Below are 20657 nucleotides of genomic sequence, written 5' to 3' on the forward strand. Positions count from 1 at the left end.
CTTATTCGAAAGACACGCCGAGGAAGGCCTCGACGCGGCTCACGGCGTAATCGAGCATCTCGGTGGTGAGCTGCGGCTGCAGCCCGATGCAGAAGGTGTTGTTCATCACGATGTCGCTGTTGCGCAAATCGCCGACGGCGCGCCAGTTGCGCCCCATCATCGACGGCTGCCTCGTGATGTTGCCCGCGAACAGCAGGCGCGTGCCCACCCGTTGCTGGTCGAGATACGTGAGAAGGTCCACGCGCGTCACGGGCGCGTTGTCTTTCAGCGTCAGCGGGAAGCCGAACCACGACGGGTCGGAGTGCTCGGTCGGCTCGGGCAGCACGAGGTACTCCTCGCAGCTCGCCAACTTGTCACGCAGGTACTTGAAGTTGGCCCTGCGCTGCGCGATGAAGTCCGGCGCCTTCTGCAGCTGCGCGAGCCCGCAGGCCGCCTGCATGTCCGTGATCTTCAGGTTGTAGCCGAGGTGGCTGTAGATGTACTTGTGGTCGTAGCCCTCGGGCAGGTCGCCCAGCTTCCAGCAATAGCGCTTGCCGCAGGTGTTCTCCTTGCCGGGCGGGCAGTAGCAGTCGCGGCCCCAGTCGCGGAAGCTCTCGGCGATCACCTTCAGCTCGGAGTTGTTGGTGAACACCGCGCCGCCCTCGCCCATCGTGATGTGGTGCGCCGGGTAGAAGCTGAGGGTGCCGAAGTCGCCGAAGGTGCCGACCTTCTGGCCGCGGTAGGTGGAGCCGAGCGCGTCGCAGCAGTCCTCGATGAGCCACAGGTGGTGCTTCTCGCAGACCTCGCGCACGACGTCGAGGTTGTACGGGTTGCCCAGCGTGTGGGCGAGCATGATCGCCTTGGTCTTCGGCGAGATGGCCTTGCGCAGGCCGTCGACGTCGATGTTGTAGGTGCCGATGTCGACGTCCACGAACACGGGAATGGCACCGAACTGCACGATGGGATTCACCGTGGTGGGGAAGCCCGCCGCCACGCCGATCACCTCGTCGCCGGGCTTGATGGCGCGGCTACCGAGCTTGGGGCTGGTCAGCGCGCTGAACGCGATGAGGTTCGCGGACGAACCCGAGTTCACCGTCATCGCGTGCTTCACGCCGAGGAAGGCCGCGAGCTCCGTCTCGAACTGGTCGTTGAAGCGCCCGGTGGTGAGCCAACCGTCGAGCGACGCATCCACCATCGAGCGCAGCTCCTCCGCGCCAATGAGCTTGCCGGTGGCCGGCACCATGGTGGCGCCCGGCATGAACGGCTGGCGCTTGAGCGCGATCGCCGCGTATTCGTCCACCAACGCGCCGATGCGCGCGCGCAGGTCCAGGAGCGTGTCCCTGTTCATCGGCGTCCCTCCGGTTGCCACATCTTCCACGGCGGCGAGCCGCTCGCCCACAGTTCCTCGAGGTAGGTCTTGTCGCGCAGCGTGTCCATCGGTTGCCAGAAGCCGTGATGCATGTAGGCCTGCAGGTTGCCGGCGTGAGCCATCGCCACAAGCGGCCCCGACTCCCACGACGTGTCGTCGCCTTCGATCAGCTCCAGCACCTTGGGCGAGAGCACGAAGAAGCCGCCATTGATCCAGCCACCGTCGCCCAGCGGCTTTTCCATGAACTGGCGGATGGCCGTGCCATCGAGCTGCACCGCGCCGAAGCGGCCCGGCGGCCGCACGGCCGTCATGGTGGCCATGCGGCCGTGGTGGCGGTGGAAGGCGACGAGCTCGGCGATGTCGACGTTGCCGACGCCGTCGCCGTACGTCATGCAGAAGTCGCCGTCCTGCACGTACTCCGAGACGCGCTTGACGCGGCCGCCGGTGCCGGTCTTGTCGCCGGTGTCGACCAGCGTGACGCGCCAGGGTTCGGCGTTGCGGTGGTGCACTTCCATGCGGTTGGAAGCCATGTCGAACGTCACGTCGGACATGTGCAGGAAGTAGTTGGCGAAGTACTCCTTGATGACGTAGCCCTTGTAGCCGCAGCAGATCACGAATTCGTGGATGCCGTGGGCCGAGTACATCTTCAGGATGTGCCAGAGGATGGGCCGCCCGCCGATCTCGATCATCGGCTTGGGCCGCACGCTGGACTCCTCGGAGATCCGCGTTCCCAGCCCGCCCGCAAGGATGACTGCCTTCATTCCGGGATATTAGCTTGGCGGGTGTCGGCGCCCGCCGCCCGACGATGTGTGGGCGCTGTGGGTTCCCGAGTGGCGCGGCGGCGTCGCTGCAGGAGCACAAGTACCGCAACGGCCAGCGCGCCGAGCAGCAAACCGGGCACCAGCCCCGGCAGCCGGTAGCGCATTTCCACCTCGAGCTTACCGGCGGTAACAGGCGCCGCGATCATGCCGAAATTCGCGGTCATCCAATCCACCGGCTGCCCATCGATGCGCAGCTGCCAGCCACGCGACGCGGGGATGGAGAACACAAGGATGCCGGGCGCGTCCGGGTGGATCGTGCCCTTGAAGTGGTCGTCCGAGAACTGCGTCACCTGCAGGCCGGTGCGCTGCAGCGCCTGCGCGGGCTGCAGGTAGTGCTCGGGCACGTTGACCACGCCCTTGTCCGCGACCGCGGCGAGGTCGAAGCGGCCGCCCAGTTGCGGCATCGGCGTGTCGACCACCACCGCGTTGACGAGCGCGAGGTCCTTGAGCCAGCGCGCGCGCTCGATCGGCAAGGACGAAAGGCTTGCCATCTCGGCGGCCGTCACCTGCTTCGTGTGCACCACGCCCAGCGGAAACGCGAGCTCGTTGCGGTAAGCGAACCAGTCCTTGCCCGAGCCGACCTTCTCCAGCCCCACCCAGTCGAGCGGGTAGTGGCTGACGATGTAGCGCACGCCCAGCACCGACTGCAGCATGAAGCGGTTGCCCGGCGGCGGCAGCCAGTTGGTGAAATTGACGGCCCGCTTGCTGCCGCCGTCGAGCAGCATGTCCACGCCGGCATGGAAGTTCACGATGCCGCGGCCATGGTAGTAGTAGGACTTGACGCCCCGGTAGTCCTGCGCCATCGCGTCGCCGAGGCCGAACGTGTCGAAGGTCTTCTCCACGCGGTAGAAGAGGGGCGGCTTGTCGGCGCGGATGGCATCGAGCGCGGGCAGCGTCACGTCGTCGTAGGGGCGCTCGTCGGGCCGCACGTGCGTGCGCATCACGTAGTACGAGGGCCACGCGGTGGTGACGAGCTCCACGATCATCAGCGCGAGCAGGATGGAGGGCAGCTTCGCCTGCAGCCCGCGCACGCGCGTGGCAAGGGCGAGCGCCGCCGCACCCGCGGCGATGAACACGGCCATTCGCACGGCGTGCTCGCCGGATGCCGGCGGGAAGAACGCCATCGCGAGCAGCAGCAGCCACACCGCACCCGCGCCGACGGCCAGCATCGGCAAGTCCGCGCCGCGCGTGAGCACCCGATCGAGCGCGGGCGTCGCGAGCACCAGCAGGCCCAATGTCACCCAGATCAGCGTGCCGCGGAAGTACGGCACCGCGAAACCGAATGCGGCAAGCCGGAACACCGGCAGCAGCATGTAGAGCGCGATAGCCGTGAGGCCGGCAACGAGCATGCGGCGCTGCGCGGGCGTGCCGCGCCACAGCTGCGGGATGACCAGGAGCGGCAGCATGCCGACGTAGAACCCCGGGCTCTCCAGGTAGTTCATGTACGAACGGTGGAAGCCGCCGATGCCGAAGATGTCCTTGTGGAACAGCCCGCCGACCTGCAGCAGCAGCATCGACAGGTCCGTCACCGCGAACGCCTCGCCCGCCACGCGGCTGAGTGCCGAGGCCGTGCCGCCGCCGACGCGCGGGCTGTCGAGCAGTTGCAGGGCCATCGGGATCACGTAGGGCGCGGCCAGCAGGAAGCCGAGCGCCGCGAGCGGCACCATCCGCGTGAGCCAGGTGCGCAGCATCGCGCGCGGGTCTTCGGAAGCAGCCACGCAGACCGCGCCCGCAACCGCGAGCGAAACGCCCACCATCAGGAAGAACACGCCCGTGGACAGCACCGCCGCGACCGCGAGCGGGAAGGTGACGACGTCGCCATGGCGCAGGTGGCGCTGGATGCCCCACAGCACCAGCGGCGCGAACACGTAGATGCTGGTCTCGGAATCCCACACGCCGTTGCTGACGATGTAGCCGCAGAACGAATAGGCGAGCGCCACGAGCAGCGCGCTTTCCTTGCGCTCGACCCAGCCGCGCGCGAAGAGGAAGAAGAAGCCGCCGCCCAGCGCGATCTTCAGCAGGTACACCCAGATGCGCAGGTCGGCCACGTGCTCGGCGCCGCCGAGCTGGCTGAGCAGCCCGAAGGGGTCGTTGAACATGAACACGACCGGCGCGCCCAGCCCGAGGCTGAACGACCAGCCGGAGAAGCCCTCGCGGCCGAGCAGGCGCGCCAGGTGCATGCCGCCGGTCATCGAGTGGTACGTGTCGGACGCGATGTCGAGGAACGCGAAGTTCAGCACGCCGGTGATGAACGGGAAGAGCACGATCAGCGCGACCAGCGCCTGCAGCCCGAGCAGCGGCAGCCACTGCTTCCACGTGGCCTCGCGCGGGGCAGGCGTTGCGTGCGGCAGCGTGGCCGCCGCGGAAAGTTCCGTTCCTCCTGTGTGCATCGATGTCCCCTCAGCGCGAATCCAGTATAGGTGCCGTGTGTTGCGTATCCGCCGCGGATGCGCCCCGCCAGCGTGCATATTCCTTGGGAAACGCCGCGCGATAGCGCGCCGCGTGCCACGCGGCCTCGTCCGCGCGCCCGAGCAGGCGGGCGCTCTCGATCAGCTTCTCCGCCACCATGGGCTCGGGCGAGTAGTGCAGCGCGCCGAGCGCGAGTTCGTGCACGCGCTGCGCGGTGCGCGCATCGACGTCGCTGATCGACAGCTCCGCGAAGTGCAGTTGCGCGCCGAAGAGGAGCGTGCGGCCCGCGGCGGCGATCGGGTCTTCCCGGAAAGCCCGCCAGCGGTCGGGCGGCAGGCGGTAGGCCTGGCTCACCTTGGCGTACTCGAAAGCCGCGTACGCGATGGCGGCCAGCCCGAGCCCCACGAACGCGCCCGCTGCGGCCCCGATGCGCAGCGAGTAGCCGGGGCGCCGCTGCGGCAACAGCAGCAGCACCGAGTACAGGGCGGCCAGCTGGAAGGGCCCGTACCAGAGCGGGTATTCGAGCATGCTGTGCAGCGCAATGAGCAGCAGCGCGGTCCATGCGAGTTGCCGGTGCGTGTCCGCCTCGTGCCACGGCCGCCCGCGCCACACGGCCGCGAGCAGCACGGCCGTCACCAGCAGCGCGGCGGGCACGCCCAGTTCCACCGCGATGTGCAGCGGCAGGTTGTGCGCGTTGTCGAGGATGTCGCAGAAGCGCTCGCCCGGATACAGCGTGGCGTAGTGCGCGTAATCGAGTTCGCCGATGCCCCAGCCGGTCCACGGCCGCTGCGCGATGAGGTATGCCACGTTGCCCCACAACACCTTGCGGCTGCTGCACCCCAGCTCGCTGAACGCGCGGCCGACGGCCGTGGCCGCATCCACGCCGCGCCACTCCATCAGCGCCCAGGGGAGCAGCAGGACGGCCGCGATGTAAGCCGCAATCGCCACCGCACAGGTCCGCAGCCGCTCGCCGCGCGCACCCGGCCACGCAGCTGCGAGGACAGTGATCGCGGCGACCTGCAGCAGCCCGGTGCGCGAGGATGACGCGACGCTCGCGACTGCGAGCAGGGCCGCTGCCGCGTACGTCGGCGCCTTCGGCATGGAAGGTGCCCAGACCAGCGCGGCCAGCCCCAGCGACATCAACGTGGCGAACTGGTTGCGCTGGCGCAGGTTGCCGTACGCCTCGCCGACCTGCGCCGTGCTGATGCCCGCAACGTCCGGCGCCACGCCGAACCACTGCGCGAGGCCGATCACGGCCGACACGAGCGCCGCGACGGTCCAGGCCTGCGGCAAGGTGGCGCGCAGCAGTTCGGTGCGATCGCCCGCGAGCAGCAGCGGCACTGACAGCAGCAGGCAGGTCCACGCACCGAGCAGCGGGCCCACGTTGGGCGACGGGCCCGGCGTGTAGGCCCACAGCCATGGCAGGACCATGAGCAGCAGCAGGGGCATGCGAAGCGCGCGTGGATGCATGCGTGCAACTTCAGGCGGCGGCGCGCCGGCGCGCGCGCAGCAGCAACAGCAGCAGCACGCCGAGCCCGGCACCGGCCAGCCAGAGCCCCTGCACCAGGCCCGGCACGCGGTACTTCAATTCGATGCGGTGCGTGCCCGCCTCGACCGGCGCGGCGAGCATGCCGTAGTTCGCGGCGAACCACGGCACGGGTTGGCCGTCGACCTGCAGCGTCCAGCCGCGCGAGGCCGGAATCGAGAAGACGAGGATGCCGCGTTCCTCGGGGCGGATGGTGCCGGCGACGTGGTCGTTGGCGAAATGCGTGACTTCGAGTCCGGTGCGCTGGAGTGCGCGGGCCGGCTCCGCGTAATGGGACTCGGTGTACTTCGACGGATCGTCGAGGTCGCTGCGGGCCGCCCAGACGTGCGTCCAGCCGCCGATGCCGACGATGCCGTACTCGGGCGGCACGCCGGCGTCGCTGTCATGGGCAGGCATCGAGAGGTCGGCAAGGCGTCCCCACCGCGGCATCGGCTCGCCGAGCACGACGGCGTTCGCGAGCACGAGGTCCTTCAGCCACACCCCGCGCCGCAGGCAGGCGAACAGCTGCATCTGCGCCTCCGTGACCTGGCGCGTGTGCACCACACCCAGCGGCAGCGCGAACTCGTTGCGGTACACGGACCAGCCGCGGCCCGCGGCGACCTTCTGCAGGCCGTACCAGTTCAGCGGGATATGGCTGATGAGGTAGCGCACACCCAGCGCGCTGTGCAGCATGTAGCGGTTGCCGGGGGACGGCAGCCAGTTGGTGTGGTTCACGAGCTTCGAGCCCGTGAGCAGGTCCATGTTCTCGTGGAAGCGGACCACGGAGCGTCCATGGTAGTAGTACGACTTCACGCCGCGATAGTCCTGCGCGAGCGCGTCGTTCAGCACCCACGCGAGGCTGTCGAACGTCTTCTCCACCCGGTAGAAGGGCGGCGGGTTGTCGGCGCGGATCGCGGCGAGCGCGGGCAGCGACAGGTCGTCGAAGGGCCGCTCGTCCGGCTTCACGAGCATGCGCTTCTCGTTGAACGAGGGCCAGGCCGTTGCCGCAAGTTCCACGGCGAGCAGCGCCAGCAGCACCGCCGGCAATGCCGCGCGCGAGATGCGCCCGGTCGCAGCCGTCGCGAGCACCACGCCCCACGCGATGATCGCGAAGGCCATGCGGGCCGCGTGCTCGATCTGCACCGGGGCCAGCCAGGCGACGACTTCGAGCAGCACCAGCAGGGTCCCCGCGCCGACGAGCAGCATCCGGCGGTCGACGCCGTGCACCAGGACGCGGTCGAGCGCGCGCACGCCGAGCACCAGCAGGCCGAGCGTCACCCAGACCAGCGTGCCGCGGTAGTACGGCGCCGCGAAGCCGAAGGCAGACAGCCGCACCAGCGGGAACAGCATGTACACCGCGATGCCCACGAGCCCCACGACGAGCAGGCGCCGGTCGGCGGCCGTGCCGCGCCACAGCTGCGGCAGCACCACCAGCGGCAGCATGCCGACGTAGAAGCCCGGGCTGTCGAGGTACTGCATCCACGACCAGTGGTAATTGGCGACGCCGAAGATGTCCTTGTGGAACAGGCCGCCCAGCTGCAGCAGCAGCTGGTAGCCCTCGCTCGGTGCGAGCCCGCGGTCGATGAAACGCTCCAGTTGCGAGGCGGTGCCGATGCGCGGGCTGTCGAACAGCTGCAGCACCATGGGCAGCTCGAACGGCGCGGCCAGCACGAAACCGAGGGCGCACAGCGGCAGCACGCCCAGCAGCCAGCGGCGCGCCATCGCGCGCGGCTGCTCCGCCGCCGCCACGCACAGTGCGAACGCCACGAGCAGCGACACGCCGACGAGCAGGAAGAACACGCCGGCGCACAGGGTCGCCGCGAGGGCCAGCGGCAGCGCCACCACGTCGCCCGTGCGCAGGTGGCGCCGGATGGCCCAGGCCACGAGCGGCGCGAAGACGAAGATGTTCGTCTCCGAGTCCCAGATGCCGTTGACGACGACGTAGCCGCAGAACGAATACGCCAGCGCCGCGATCACCGCCGTTTCGCGGCGCTCGGCCCAGCTGCGGGCCAGCAGGTAGAAGAAGCCGCCGCCCAGCGCGATCTTCAGCAGGTAGACCCAGAGGCGCAGCTGGGCGACATGGTCGGCCCCGCCCAGCTGGCTGAGGAGCATGAACGGGTCGTTGAACATGAACAGCGTCGGCGCGCCCAGCCCGATGCTGAACGACCAGCCGGGGATGCCTTCGGTGGCGAAAAGTCGCGCGAGGTGCATGCTGCCGGCGCGCCCCTGGTGCGTGTCGGTCGCCACGTCGAGGAAGGCGAAGTCGTACTCGCCGGTGATGAACGGGAACAGGACCACGAGCGCGACCAGCGCCAGCAAGGCCAGCAGCAGCGCCGGGCCCCAGCGCAGCCACGTTCGCTGCACCGGCGCGCCCGCCGCCGCATCGGGCAGGCCCAGGTCCACGGCTTCGCGTCTCATCGCGCCCCCTAGGCGGGCTGCCGTTCGGCGAAGAACGCGCTGGCGACCTGCGCCGCCTCCGCGGGGCTGCGCACGGGAACGGAGAGCGCCAGCGTGTCCTCGTCCGTCATCGGGAAGGGCTCCAGGGCCAGCAGGTCGGCGCAGCGCACGCGCGCTTCGGCGTGGTTCGACGTGTCCAGCGGGATCGCGGCGTCGACGAAGACGCCGAGGTCGCGGCTGACGACGAGCCGGCGGCCCTCGGCCGCGAGCCGGTTGCTCCAGAACTCCTCCAGCAGGGCATGCGAGCCGAGCAGTTCCTCGTCGAAGAGGGCCGGCACGCCCGCGCGCGCGGCGAGCAAGGCGCCATCGAGTACCGCCATGCCGTCGGCGCGGCGCGCCGTGCCCGCGCCGACGATGTTGACGTCGGTGAAGCCCTCCGCCTCGCGCGAGCGCGAGAGGAAGCAGGCGGACTTCAGCGCGTACTCCTCGGCACGCCAGTCCATGCGCGTCCAGCGGCGCGCGCCGGCGAAGCCGACGACGTCGGCGCCTTCGAGCGCTTCAGCCACTTCCAGTGCGAACCCGGGGCCATGGATCTCGACGTTCTTCTGCATCAGCACGACGATGTCGGTCCCGGCACCGGCCAGTGCTTCGACATACGCCTCGATGCGGTCGCGCTCGCGGCAACGCTCGAAGTCCATCTCCCAGCCGTCCGGGCAAGTGCACGTGGCCTTGACCTGCCGCCGGATCGCGTCGAAGCGCTCCGGCTCGTCGCAGGGCACGACGAACACGATCCGTCGCGCCGGCCCTGCGGCAGCGGCGCGGGCAGGTGCGTCGGCCGCCGCGAGCGCGCAGCGATACAGCGCGAGCTGCTCGCGGTCGAAGGCGTCCGTGACGTCGAGCGCGAGCGCGCGCTGCAGCAGCTCGCCCGCGGCGTCGCGCCGGCCGGCGAGCAGCTGGAAGCGGATCGCAAGGATCAGCATCGACGCGTGTTCCGCGGGGTTCAGGCGGCTACCCTGCTCGATCAGGTAGGCGATGGCTTCGTCGCCCTTGCCGTCGACCGTCATCAGCTGCGCGCGCAGCAGGTGGGCCGTGCCGGTTTCGGGGTGGTGCTCGAGGCAGTGCGCGACGATGCGCCTGGCGGCCTCGACGCGGCCGTAGCGCGCAACCGCGTATGCCCGGCGCACCAGCTCGCGCGCTGGCAGCACCGGCACTTTGGTTTCGTAGTGGAACTCGCCTGCATTGCGGCGCGCGAGCAGGTCTTCGACAGCGCGCTCGAAATCGCGTGCGAACAGTTTGCCGTTGCCGAGGGTGCAGGCGCGGTACTGCTCGCGCGCGCCGGCGCGGAAGCGCGTGAGGAAGTCGACATCGCGGGCAAGCGCCACCGCGCGGTCGGCGTAGGCGTCGAGGTCGGGCACTGCAAGGTCGGCAGCGCCCATCGCAGCCATCACCGAGAGGCCCATCCGGCTGATCAGCGACTCGCCGTAGAAGCTGACCACCGGCACGCCCATGTAGACGGCCAGGCACGACGTGGTGCCACCGTTGAACGGGAAAGTGTCGAGGACGATGTCGAGCTCATGGTAGGTCTCGTACAGTGCGTGGCCGTGCGCCGGCTTGAGCAGCTCCACGCGGTCCATCGGCAGGCCCGCGGCGGCGAAGCGCTTCTCGTTGGCCTTGCGCGACTCCTCGTCCTCGAAGCTGATGGAGCGCACGAGCAGGCGGCTGTCCTCCACCCGCTCGAGGATCGACTTCCATGCGGCAAGCAGGCGCGCCGAGATCTTGGCGACGTTGCCCGCGCAACCGAACGTCACGTAGCCCTTGGCCAGCACCGGCGGCGGCGCCGGCTCCGGTGCGTCCTCCATCGGGTCGAAGCACCAGAAGGTGCCGGGCAACGCCACCGGCGCCTCGGTGTAGTAGCGCTGCGGGTCGGGGCCGGCCGCGTGCACGTCCACGAGTTTCGCGTCGAGCCCGCGCAGCCCGGTCGTCGAAGGGTCGCCCAGCGCCGTCATCTGTACCGGCGCCAGCCTGCGCTGGAACAGGTGCAGGCGGTTGAACGACGTGTGGCCCGCCAGTTCGACGAGGATGTCGATGCGGTCCTCGCGCACGCGGTCGATCAGCGCGGCGTCGGACATCTCGTGCACGTCGAGGAAGTGCTCGGACGCGGCCTCGATCAGCTTCGTCTGGGCGTCGGTGACGGGCGAGTCGTGGTACAGGAACAGCTCGAAGCGGTCGCGGTCATGGTTCTCGTGCAGCGGCCGGAAGAAGTAGCGCACCGAGTGGCTGCGGAAGTCCGGCGAGAGGTAGCCGATGCGGATGCGGCGGCCTTCGAGGGGCTGCGGCGCGAGCGGCTTCTCGCCGTGCGCGGCGGGCGGCGCCGTGTCGGCCCAGAAGCGGTGCTCGGACGCGATGCGCTCCTCGGTCACGTCGGCATAAGCGAGGTTCCAGAGGAAGGAGTTGCCGTGCCGCAGGCTGTCGAACTCGGCGAGCCACGCGCGCAGGTGGAAACGCGCGGCGCGCTCGGCGTCGCCATTGCCGATGCAGTAGGCCGCGTAGAAGGCTTCCGCCTGGATCGCCTCGGGGTCGACGACTTTCGCGCGCCGCAGGAAGCGCATCGCCTCCGCGCCGCGCTTCTGGTCCAGCAGCACGCGCGCGTGGTTGATGATCGTCGGCAGGAAAGTGTCGTCGAGCGAATAGGCCAGCTCGAAGACGTGCTCGGCATCCTTGGAGCGGCCGACGTACGCGAGGCAGGCGCCGAGGTCGTTGAGCGCGCGCAGCTCGCCCGGCTCGCGCTCCAGCACTTCGCGCAGCTTCTCCATCGAGCGCGTGACGTCGCCCGCCTCGCGCAGCTTCACTGCTTCGACGAGCATGTTCTCGCGCCATTGCGCGGCCCGCTTCGACTTGGGCACGAAGCGGCGGAGGAGGTTGGCCAGCATCGGGCGCTTCCGGGGGGTCGGGACCGCGGCACCATTGCCGCGGCCGGATCATAAGGTTACCGGCCGCCCCCGCCCGGGGCGGCGGGGCGTTTCGCGGCGGCCTTCGACATCTCCATCACGAGGCCCTCGGTCGCGACGTCGATGAACTCGTCGGAATAACCGGCATTGCGCAGCTCCCACTTGAAGTGGTTGGCGAATGCCGCGCGCCGGAAGAACCCCAGGCGGCGCTCGGCCTGGTAGTCGGACGCCGTCTCGTACGTCTTCTCGAGCTGGCGCGTGATGCGGTTGACGGTGGCGCCCTTGCCCGCGCCGGCCACGCTGTCGGGCGGCAGGGACGCCTTGAGCTTCGTCACCAGGCCGGCAACGAACTCCTTTTCGGCCTCGGTACTCAGGAACTTCAGCATCGCGCGACTTCCGGAATGAAAAGCCCCCGGCTCGCGGGGGCTTGCTTTCGGGACCGCAGCGAAATCAGCCGCGGCACGTACCCGGCAGGTACTTGACCGGCGAACCCTGGCAGGTCCACGTGAGCGTACCGCCACTGGCCGTGGGCGTCAAAGTGACCGTGACGGCCGCACCGACGGAGGCGGAGTTGCCGCTGACGGTGACGACGCCGTTCGCCGCGACGGAAGCCGCGGACACCTTGCCGACGGGCGCGACGGAGCAGTCGGCCGAGACGTTGCTCGGGATCGTGCCGCCGTTGGACTGGGTCAGCTCGGTCACGCACGTGCGCGCGCCGGAGGCGGAAAGCATCAGCTCCGAGACCTTGGCGCGGATCGTGTAGTCCTGGTAAGCCGGCAGGGCCACCGCCGCCAGGATGCCGATGATCGCGACCACGATCATCAGTTCGATCAGGGTGAAGCCCTGTTGCAGTTGACGCTTCATTACACCTCCAGAAATGATTGGAACTCTCGACAAGCAATTCACATGCCTTTGGCCGCTGCGGGCTTTCGCGTTGAAAAACCCGCACTGGCCGCCGTCATCGTGACGAATGCGGCGAATGGCGTGACATTCCTGTCATTCAACAATGACAAAGGCCTCCGCGAGGAGGCCTTGCCATGTCACAGCGGACGATCAGCCGCGGCAGGTACCCGGCAGGTACTTCACGGGCGAGCCCTGGCAGGTCCAGGTCAGCGTGCCGCCGCTGGCGGTGGGGGTCAGCGTCACCGTGACGGCCGCGCCGACGGAGGCCGAGTTGCCGCTCACTGTCACGATGCCGGCCGCGTCCACGGAAGCCGCGGACACCTTGCCGACGGCCGCGATGGAGCAGTCGGCCGACACGTTGCTGGGGATCGTGCCGCCGTTGGACTGGGTCAGCTCAGTGACGCAGGTGCGAGCGCCGGAGGCCGACAGCATCAGCTCCGACACTTTCGCGCGGATCGTGTAGTCCTGGTAGGCGGGCAGCGCGACGGCCGCCAGGATGCCGATGATCGCGACGACGATCATCAGTTCGATGAGGGTGAAGCCCTGTTGTAATTGACGTTTCATGTTTTCTCCGAGTGGGTGGAAAGGAAGCCCTCGACGACGACTGAGAGCGCTGGGGCCGGGCCGATCGTTCGATCAGCCGCGGCAACTGCCGGGGAGGTACTTCAGGGGGGTTCCGGCGCACGTCCAGGTGAGCGTGCCGCCCGAAGCCGCGGGCACGAGCGTCACGGTGACCGCCGCGCCGACCGATGCCGAGTTGCCGACGATCGTCACGACGCCGTTGGCACCGACGTCCGCCGAGGACACCTTGCCGACCGCGGCGATGGAGCAGTCGGCCGAGACGTTGCTCGGGATGATGCCGCCGTTGGATTGCGTGAGCTCGGTGATGCAGGTGCGTGCGCCGCTGGCCGCGAGCATCAGCTCGGAGACCTTGGCGCGGATCGTGTAGTCCTGGTACGCGGGCAGGGCGACGGCCGCCAGGATACCGATGATGGCCACGACGATCATCAGTTCGATGAGCGTGAAGCCCTGCTGCAGTTGACGCTTCATGGAACCTCCGTTCTGTTGAAGAAGCGATGCGTTACCGCAATCGGCATGCCATCGCCGTTCGCCGGCCCGCCGGCGCGACAGGCGGATTCGTATAGTGCAAACGGATTAAAACACAACTCAACAGGCGCAAGGATGAGCTGCCGAGGCCGCGGCCCCGACAAACTTGTCAACCACTCTTTGCGCTATGTGACTACTTGATGCAGACGGAGCGGACCTGCTTGATGTCGGTCGTGCCCATCATGATCTTCTCCATGCCGTCCATCTTCAGCGTGCGCATGCCGCTGCCGACAGCCGCCACGAAGATCTCGGCCACGCGGGCGCGCTCCTGGATCAGCTTCTTGACTTCGTCCGTGCCGATCAGGAGCTCGTGCAGGCCGACCCGGCCCTTGTAGCCGGTCTTGTTGCACTTGTCGCAGCCGACCGCCCGGTAGAACTTCAGGCGGCCGTTGTCGCCATAGTGCTTCAGCCAGGTCTCGTACAGCTTCTTGGCCTCGCCTGCGTAGTCGGCCTTCCACGCGGCGGTGTGCCGCAGGTCCTCGGCGTACTCGGCGATGAAGGTCTTGATCTCCTCCTGCTCGGGGTAGTAGCCCTCCTTGCAGTCGCACAGGCGCTTGGCCAGGCGCTGCGCCAGGATGCCCAGCAGCGCGTCCGCGAAGTTGAACGGGTCCATGCCCATGTCCAGCAGGCGGATGATCGATTCCGGCGCGGAGTTCGTGTGCAGCGTGGAGAACACGAGGTGGCCCGTGAGCGACGCCTCGATGCCCATCGACACCGTTTCCTTGTCGCGCGACTCGCCCACCATGATGATGTCCGGGTCGGCACGCAGGAAGGCGCGCATCACGAGGGCGAAATCGATGCCCGCCTTCTTGTTCACCTGCACCTGCCGCAGGCCCTTCTGCGTGATTTCGACCGGGTCCTCGGCGGTCCAGATCTTGGTGTCCGGCGTGTTGAGGAACTTCAGGATCGAGTGCAGCGTGGTCGTCTTGCCGGAGCCCGTGGGACCGCAGACGTAGAACAGGCCGTAGGGCTTGCTGACCGTCTTCTCGAGGTTCTCCTTGTTGTGCGGCGTGAGGCCCAGCTTCTCCATCGGGATCGGCTCGCCGGCCGCCAGGATACGCATGACCACGTCCTCGACGCCGCCTGCCGACGGGATGGTGGCCACCCGCAGCTCGATGTCCAGCGGGCCGAACTTCTTGAACTTGATCTTGCCGTCCTGGGGCTTGCGCTTCTCGGAGATGTCGAGGTCGCACATGATCTTCAGGCGCGTGACCAGCGCCTGGCGGAAGTGCGCCGGCACCTCGACGAAGTTCTGCAACGAGCCGTCGATGCGCAGGCGGATGCCGGTCTTGAGCTTGCCGGGCATCGGCTCGATATGGATGTCCGACGCGCGCAGGTTGTACGCGTCGACGATGATCTTGTTGACGAACTTGACCAGCTCGTTGTCGGACGCGGCGGAGGCGGCGTCGGTCTCCTCGGTGCTGCCCTCGTCGTCGACCGGCGCATTCAGGTCCGCGAGCAGCTCGTCCATCGACTGGCCGCCGTCGGCCTCGGACACGCCCCACAGCTGCGCGAGCGTCTCGTCGAATTCGGTCTGCGTCGTGACGCGGTACGCGAACTTGCCGATGCGCGGGAAGATCTGCGGCACCACCCGCGAGCCGCGCACGGCCTCGGGGTCCGTGCACATCACGATCAGCCCCTCGGGCCCCTCCTCCAGCGGCATCCAGCCCTGCTCGGTCACGAACTCGCGCTTGAGGTTGCCCTGCAGGGCCTCGACCTTGATGCGCCCCGGGTTGAAGGGCTCGTAGGGCACGCCGAAGAACTTCGCGAGCGACGGGCCGATCTGCGCCGGCCGGATGCCGAAGTCGGCCATCAGCACGTACTCGACCGGCTTGGCCTCCTCGCGCGCCTTCTGCACCGCGGTGGCGAGTTCCTCGGCGGTGATCACGCCGTTCTGCAGCAGGCCGTCGTACTTGGAGGACTTGCGCCGCGCGCCCTCCTCCGCCTTCTGCATGCGCTGGCGGATGGCGGTGGCGAGCGTCTGGCAAAGCTGCTGCGCGCCGTCGATCTCCAGGTCGCCGAAGGGCACGTCGCTCTTGTTGTTGATGACCTGCAGCACGCCGTGGAGCACGTCGCCGTCGAGGATCGGCATCACGAGCATCTGCTTCGTGCGGTAGCCGGAGCGCTTGTCGACCTCCTTGAGGAACGCGAGCGACGGGTGGATGCGCTTGAGCGCCTCGTCGTCGTAGACGTCGGCGATGTTCACCATCTGCTTGGAGAAGGCAACGTAGCCGGCGATGCTCTGCGCGCTGATCGGCAGCTTCAGGTCCTTCGCGGTGTTCAGGCCGGTCTTGAGCTTCGAGACGATCGCCGTGCGGTCCTCGTTGATCGCGTACAACGTCAGGCGATCGGCGTTGAACAGCTTGCAGATGTCGGCGCTGGCGTCCAGCATGATCTGGTCGACGTTGTCGGTCGCGTGGACCTTGGTCGTGACCTGCTGCAGCTGCTTGTAGAAAAGGGCCTCGAACGTGACGCCCCGCTTCTCGGGCGGCAGCATCTGCGAGTCGAAGAACGCCTGCGAATCGCGTTCGTGGGTGTTGGGCTTGAGGACTGCACTCATAGTTCGAACTCCTGTCCCGCGCGCAGCCAGCGGATGTCATGCACGACATTCGGCCCGAACGGCTGCGTCTGGTCGAACTTCTGGATCTCGGTCATGATCAGCTCGGTCTCCGCCGGCTTGGTGTGCGTGATGAAGATCGGGAAGCGCTTGCCCTTGTCGATCATGTCCAGCTCCTCGGCCAGCGCATGGGGCGACAGGTGCAGGCTGCGGCGCGCGAGGTCCTTCTCCCGGTTGGAGAAGGCCGTCTCGATCACCAGCGCCGCGACGTCCAGCTGGTTCAGGCGGCGCCAGAAAGCGGGGTTGCGCTCGGTGTCGCCGGTGAACACCCACGCGCCGTGCGTCACGTCCACCGCGTAGCCGCAGGCCGGCACCGTGTGCACGGCCGGCAGCACCTCGATCTTCTTGCCGTTGATGTCCAGCACCTGCCCCACGTGGATCTCGTGGAAGCTCACGAAGGGCGCCTCGGGCGTGGGGATGCGGCTGAAGTCCGGCCAGATCACGTTGTTGAAGACGTGCGCCTTGATGGCGGCCAGCGTGCCGGGCAGCGCGTGGATCTTCACCGGCTCGGTGAGCATGGAGGCGATGCTGTCGACCATCAGCGGCAGCGCCGCCACGTGGTCCAGGTGCGAATGCGTCAGCAGCACGTGCTTGATGCGCATCATCTCCTCGAGCGTGAGGTCGCCCACGCCGGTGCCCGCGTCGATGAGGACGTCGCCGTCGATCAGGAACGACGTGGTCCGGCACTCTTTCGCGATCGCGCCGGAGCAGCCCAGCACCCGCACCTTCATCAGGTCCTCACTTGGTCTCGAAGTTGGTCGCGCCGTCCCACTCCGGGTCGAACGGCAGCAGCCGCATCGAGGCTACACGTTCGGAGTACAGCTCGTAAAGGTATTTTTTTGCATTCATCCGCTGCAGGTTGATCAGCAGCACGTCGCACTGGTCCCAGTCCTGCGAGCGGTACGCCTTCAGGAAGGTCGCCCAGGTCTTGAGCTCCTCCTGCGTCCCCTTCTCGAGCCGCTCGAGCGGCGCCACCGGCCAGAAGATCGCCACGGCTTCCTTCTTGCCCTTGACGCGAACGCGGTCAAGCTCCTGCCACGCGAAATCGTTGGCGAGCTTGCGGGTGGATTCGCTCACCACGATGTCAACCCCGTACACCTTGGACAGGCCCTCGAGCCGCGAGCCGAGGTTCACGGCGTCGCCGATCACGGTGTAGGCACGGCGGATTTCCGAGCCCATGTCGCCCACGCACATCGGGCCGGTGTTCAGGCCGACGCCGACACCGATCTCGGGTAAACCCTTAGCGCGGTGCTCCTCGTTGATCTTGCGCACCGCGTTGGACATCTCCAGCGAGGTCTTCACTGCCAGGTGCGGGTGGTTCGGCAGCTCGACGGGCGCGCCCCAGAAGGCCATCACGCAATCGCCCATGTACTTGTCGATCGTGCCGCGGTTGCCGCGGATGATGTCCGTGAGGCGGTTGAACACGTTGTTGAGCAGCGCCTGCAGCTGCGTCGGGTCCATCTTCTCCGACATGTTGGTGAAGCCGCGCATGTCGCAGAACATCACCGTCAGCTCCTTGCTGGTGGCCGTCATGCTGTAGCTGACGGGGTCCTTGGCCATCTCGTCCACCAGCTCCGGCGGCACGTAGGTGCCGAACAGGTGCGCCAGCTCGCGCTTGCTGCGGCTTTCCACGAAATAGCCGTAGCCCATGTTGAGCGCGAAAGCCGTGATCGTCATGACGAGGCCGGCCGCGAGCGGCAGCACGAGCCCCAGGTCCGCATAGAGCCAGAAGTTCAGCACGACGACCACGGCGATCACCGACACGCTCAGGATCACCGCGCGCGTGGCCGACACCAGCGGCAGGCCGAAGGCGAGCGTCAGGCCCGCGAGCAGCAGGATGACCACGTCGTAGCCGAGCGCGTAGTCGGGCCGCACGGTGATCTTGTTGTCGAGGAAGCCCGAGATCAGGTTGGCGTGAACCTCCACGCCCGGGTACACCTCGCCGGCGGGCGTGGCCCGCAGGTCCTGCAGGCCCGGCGCCGTCGTGCCCACCAGGACGATCTTGCCCTTGAGCGACTCGGCGGGCACCTTGCCGTTGACGAGGTCCCCCGCCGAGATGTACTTGAACGAGCCTCCCTTCGGCCCGCCCGGGCCGCGGAAGGGCGAAAGCGAGATCACGCCCTCGGCAACGGGAATCGCGAGCGACTTGTCGCCCAGCCGCAGGCGGATGCTGTCCAGCCCCTGGTAGTTGCGCCCCACCCACTTTTCCTGCGGGAAGCCCGGCTCGACGCGCGGCGAGCCCATGAGGATGCGGAACATCGCCAGGGCCAGCGATTCGTAGTAGTTGTCCTTGTATTCCGCCACCAGCGGCACGGAGCGCACCAGGCCGTCGGGGTCGGGCACCGGGTTGAAGAAGCCCGCGATCGGCGCCGCCTTCGCGAGCTGCTCGATGTTGGAGCCGTAGCCGTTCCAGGACGTGAACTTGATCGGCCGCCCCTGCAGCGTCGAGCGGTCCATCACCGGCGCGGGCAGCGCGCCGCTGGTGTGGCCCTCGCGATCACTGGTGAAGTAGTAGCCCATGACGATGGGCCGCCCCTGCAGCGACTTGGCAAACAGCGCGTCGTAATCGAGCGAGGCCTGCAGCAGGTTCAGCTTCTCGCCGAACGCCGGGTTGTCCTTCAGCTCGTTGCCCGCGAGCTGGCGCAGGCGCTTGAGGCCGGAGCTGTCGTCCGGCTCGGCGAACACGATGTCGAAGCCGACGACGGCCACTTTCTGGCGGTCGAACAGCTCGTTGACCATCTCCGCCATGCGGTTGCGGCTCCAGGGCCAGCGGCCGACCTCGGCGAGGCTCTTTTCGTCGATGTCCACGATGACGATGCGATCGTCGAGCGTGCGCGGCATCGTGGCGCGCAGGCGCGCGTCGTAGATGATGTCGTCCAGCCGCTGCAGCACGCCGATCTTCATCACGCCGACGGCGTGAAGCAGCGCCAGCACCAGCGGGACCAGCGTGACCGCAATGCGGGACCAATGCCTGGAAAAAAGCCCCATGCTCCCCCGTCGTTATTTGACCGCCGCGCCTGCCGGCAAGCGCGCCGGGATGCCGGCCGCTACGCCTGGACGAACTGCATCTGCGTGCCGGCCAGCTCCAGCAGGTCGCCGTTCTTGAGCGTCACCGGCTCCGCACCGATCGCCGCTCCGTTGAGCGTCGGCTTGTTGGCCCCCTCGACATGCGCCACCACGAAACCGTGGGGCCGCTTGGTGATGGCGGCGACCGCCACGCCCGGCTTGCCGATCGTGGTGACCACCTTCACCAGTGCCACCTCGCGGCCCGCGGCCGCGCCGGACAGCACCTTGATGCTGGCATTGATGTTCGGCAGGACCTCGGCCGCCGCCGCAGCGGCGCCCGCGGCGGGTGCGGCCGCAGCGCCGCCCGCGACACCACCGGCCTGGGCGGCCGGCTTGGGCACCGGCGGGACCATGCCCGCCTTCATGATCATCGTCTTCTCGAACGTCGGCCCGGGCGCCTCGTTGATGTACTTGATCTTGTACTTGCCGATCTCGACGGTGTCGTTGTTCTGCAACAACTGCTTCTTCACCGCCTTGCCGTTGACGTACGTGCCGTTGGTGCTGTTCAAGTCTTCGAGGTAAACCTCGTTGCCCGTCATCTGCAGTACCGCGTGCTCGCCGGAGACGGCGAGGTTGTCGATCACGATGTCGTTATAAGGCCGCCGCCCGAGTGTCGTGCGGTCCTTCGTGAGCTGTACTTCCTTGATGACAACACCGTCGATCGAGACGATCATTTTCGGCATGGTCGGACTCCTGTGTGATTCGTATCCCGCGAGCTAGTACCAAAGGCTATTGTCCCAGCAATCGGGAAATCAAGCCCTTCTTTTTGGAGCCGGTGTTGGCCTGAGCCAGCAGCACCGAGATGTTGTCGCGGCCCCCGTTTGCATTGGCGGCATCCACCAACTGCACGACTTTCTGATCCAGCGGCCCCTCCCCCATGAGGATCTTCGCGATGGAGGGGTCGTCCAGCATGTCCGACAAACCGTCGGAGCACATCAGGTAAATATCGCCCGTCTCCACCCTGTGTTCGTTCACTTCCAGCAGCACCGCGTCCTCCACGCCGAGCGCGCGCGTGACCAGGTTCTTGTTGGTCGACGTGGCGGCCTGCTCCGGCGTGATCAGGCCGGCGTCCATCTGCTCCTGCAGCAGCGAATGGTCCTTGGTGATCTGTGCAAGCTCCGTGCCGCGCAGCCGGTAGCAGCGCGAGTCGCCGATGTGGCCCAGGAGCAGCTTGCCGTCCTGGAACACGCCGACCACGAGCGTGGTGCCCATGCCGCTGTACTGCGGGTTGGAGTTGGCGGCGTTGAAGATCGAGCGGTTGGCGTTGTCGACGCAGATCTCCATGGCGCGGCGCACCTCGCGCGCATTGGCCGAGCGGCCCGCCTGCGCGAGCCAGCGCCCGAGCTCGGACTTGATGAACGTGGTGGCCATCCCGCTGGCGATCTCGCCGGCGTTGTAGCCCCCCATTCCGTCCGCCAGGATCGCCAGCCGCGTCGGCTCGTCGAAAGTGACGGAGTCCTCGTTGTTCTCGCGCGCGAGACCGGGATCGGTTCGCAGGCAAAACTCGTAGTTCATA

At 67.9% G+C, this 20657-nt stretch carries 15 protein-coding genes; all 15 read right to left on the reverse strand.

From position 1 onward, the window contains the following. Window position 1 precedes the first annotated feature (1 nt). The 15 genes from rfbH to H8R02_RS04270 all read right to left on the reverse strand — a co-directional run bounded on the left by rfbH (window position 2) and on the right by H8R02_RS04270 (window position 20656). On the reverse strand, window positions 2–1327 hold the full coding sequence (gene rfbH / locus H8R02_RS04200; protein WP_187080075.1) for a lipopolysaccharide biosynthesis protein RfbH: 1326 nt from the start codon (window positions 1325–1327) through the stop codon (window positions 2–4). Continuing rightward, window positions 1324–2109, reverse strand: a complete 786-nt coding sequence (gene rfbF / locus H8R02_RS04205; RefSeq protein WP_187080076.1) for a glucose-1-phosphate cytidylyltransferase — start codon at window positions 2107–2109, stop codon at window positions 1324–1326. Before rfbF ends, rfbH begins: the two co-directional genes overlap by 4 nt. After that, complete coding sequence (locus H8R02_RS04210) at window positions 2106–4559, reverse strand: YfhO family protein (protein ID WP_187080077.1); 2454 nt, start codon at window positions 4557–4559, stop codon at window positions 2106–2108. Before H8R02_RS04210 ends, rfbF begins: the two co-directional genes overlap by 4 nt. A 10-nt stretch (window positions 4560–4569) precedes the next feature. Next, complete coding sequence (locus H8R02_RS04215) at window positions 4570–6048, reverse strand: PglL family O-oligosaccharyltransferase (protein ID WP_187080078.1); 1479 nt, start codon at window positions 6046–6048, stop codon at window positions 4570–4572. A gap of 10 nt (window positions 6049–6058) precedes the next feature. Next, the gene (locus tag H8R02_RS04220) at window positions 6059–8521 is read right to left on the reverse strand and encodes a YfhO family protein (protein WP_187080079.1); all 2463 of its coding nucleotides are present in this window, start codon (window positions 8519–8521) and stop codon (window positions 6059–6061) included. Window positions 8522–8529: 8 nt separating this feature from the next. Further along, window positions 8530–11430, reverse strand: coding sequence for an O-linked N-acetylglucosamine transferase family protein (locus tag H8R02_RS04225; RefSeq protein WP_187080080.1), 2901 nt, complete (start codon window positions 11428–11430; stop codon window positions 8530–8532). A gap of 56 nt (window positions 11431–11486) precedes the next feature. Then, a complete protein-coding gene (locus tag H8R02_RS04230; RefSeq protein WP_187080081.1) occupies window positions 11487–11834 on the reverse strand; it encodes a hypothetical protein in 348 nt (115 codons plus the stop codon). 64 nt (window positions 11835–11898) lie between these two features. After that, a complete protein-coding gene (locus tag H8R02_RS04235; protein ID WP_187080082.1) occupies window positions 11899–12312 on the reverse strand; it encodes a pilin in 414 nt (137 codons plus the stop codon). Between the two features lie 189 nt (window positions 12313–12501). Further along, a complete protein-coding gene (locus H8R02_RS04240) occupies window positions 12502–12915 on the reverse strand; it encodes a pilin (RefSeq protein ID WP_187080083.1) in 414 nt (137 codons plus the stop codon). Window positions 12916–12987: 72 nt separating this feature from the next. After that, window positions 12988–13401 (reverse strand): pilin, encoded by a 414-nt coding sequence (locus tag H8R02_RS04245; protein ID WP_187080084.1) that lies wholly within the window; start codon window positions 13399–13401, stop codon window positions 12988–12990. Between the two features lie 190 nt (window positions 13402–13591). Continuing rightward, window positions 13592–16018 (reverse strand): GspE/PulE family protein, encoded by a 2427-nt coding sequence (locus tag H8R02_RS04250; RefSeq protein WP_187080085.1) that lies wholly within the window; start codon window positions 16016–16018, stop codon window positions 13592–13594. After that, window positions 16015–16806: a 3',5'-cyclic-nucleotide phosphodiesterase gene (locus tag H8R02_RS04255; protein ID WP_187080086.1), complete on the reverse strand. Its 792-nt coding sequence runs from the start codon at window positions 16804–16806 to the stop codon at window positions 16015–16017. Before H8R02_RS04255 ends, H8R02_RS04250 begins: the two co-directional genes overlap by 4 nt. Window positions 16807–16813: 7 nt before the next feature. Further along, window positions 16814–19063, reverse strand: coding sequence for a CHASE2 domain-containing protein (locus tag H8R02_RS04260; RefSeq protein WP_187080087.1), 2250 nt, complete (start codon window positions 19061–19063; stop codon window positions 16814–16816). A 59-nt stretch (window positions 19064–19122) separates the two neighbouring features. Next, window positions 19123–19824: an FHA domain-containing protein gene (locus H8R02_RS04265; RefSeq protein ID WP_187080088.1), complete on the reverse strand. Its 702-nt coding sequence runs from the start codon at window positions 19822–19824 to the stop codon at window positions 19123–19125. 46 nt (window positions 19825–19870) lie between these two features. Further along, window positions 19871–20656 (reverse strand): Stp1/IreP family PP2C-type Ser/Thr phosphatase, encoded by a 786-nt coding sequence (locus H8R02_RS04270; RefSeq protein ID WP_187080089.1) that lies wholly within the window; start codon window positions 20654–20656, stop codon window positions 19871–19873. Window position 20657 lies beyond the last annotated feature (1 nt).

It is taken from the genome of Ramlibacter albus, assembly GCF_014297445.1.
GTDB classification, from domain to species: domain Bacteria; phylum Pseudomonadota; class Gammaproteobacteria; order Burkholderiales; family Burkholderiaceae_C; genus Ramlibacter; species Ramlibacter albus.

Bases quoted from the DNA above. Each gene is read 5' to 3' on its own strand.
- H8R02_RS04260 (WP_187080087.1), bottom strand. From the start codon at position 19,063: ATGGGGCTTTTTTCCAGGCATTGGTCCCGCATTGCGGTCACGCTGGTC.
- H8R02_RS04250 (WP_187080085.1), bottom strand. From the start codon at position 16,018: ATGAGTGCAGTCCTCAAGCCCAACACCCACGAACGCGATTCGCAGGCG.
- H8R02_RS04220 (WP_187080079.1), bottom strand. From the start codon at position 8,521: ATGAGACGCGAAGCCGTGGACCTGGGCCTGCCCGATGCGGCGGCGGGC.
- H8R02_RS04265 (WP_187080088.1), bottom strand. From the start codon at position 19,824: ATGCCGAAAATGATCGTCTCGATCGACGGTGTTGTCATCAAGGAAGTA.
- rfbF (WP_187080076.1), bottom strand. From the start codon at position 2,109: ATGAAGGCAGTCATCCTTGCGGGCGGGCTGGGAACGCGGATCTCCGAG.
- H8R02_RS04240 (WP_187080083.1), bottom strand. From the start codon at position 12,915: ATGAAACGTCAATTACAACAGGGCTTCACCCTCATCGAACTGATGATC.
- H8R02_RS04245 (WP_187080084.1), bottom strand. From the start codon at position 13,401: ATGAAGCGTCAACTGCAGCAGGGCTTCACGCTCATCGAACTGATGATC.
- H8R02_RS04215 (WP_187080078.1), bottom strand. From the start codon at position 6,048: ATGCATCCACGCGCGCTTCGCATGCCCCTGCTGCTGCTCATGGTCCTG.
- H8R02_RS04210 (WP_187080077.1), bottom strand. From the start codon at position 4,559: ATGCACACAGGAGGAACGGAACTTTCCGCGGCGGCCACGCTGCCGCAC.
- rfbH (WP_187080075.1), bottom strand. From the start codon at position 1,327: ATGAACAGGGACACGCTCCTGGACCTGCGCGCGCGCATCGGCGCGTTG.
- H8R02_RS04230 (WP_187080081.1), bottom strand. From the start codon at position 11,834: ATGCTGAAGTTCCTGAGTACCGAGGCCGAAAAGGAGTTCGTTGCCGGC.
- H8R02_RS04225 (WP_187080080.1), bottom strand. From the start codon at position 11,430: ATGCTGGCCAACCTCCTCCGCCGCTTCGTGCCCAAGTCGAAGCGGGCC.
- H8R02_RS04255 (WP_187080086.1), bottom strand. From the start codon at position 16,806: ATGAAGGTGCGGGTGCTGGGCTGCTCCGGCGCGATCGCGAAAGAGTGC.
- H8R02_RS04235 (WP_187080082.1), bottom strand. From the start codon at position 12,312: ATGAAGCGTCAACTGCAACAGGGCTTCACCCTGATCGAACTGATGATC.
- H8R02_RS04270 (WP_187080089.1), bottom strand. From the start codon at position 20,656: ATGAACTACGAGTTTTGCCTGCGAACCGATCCCGGTCTCGCGCGCGAG.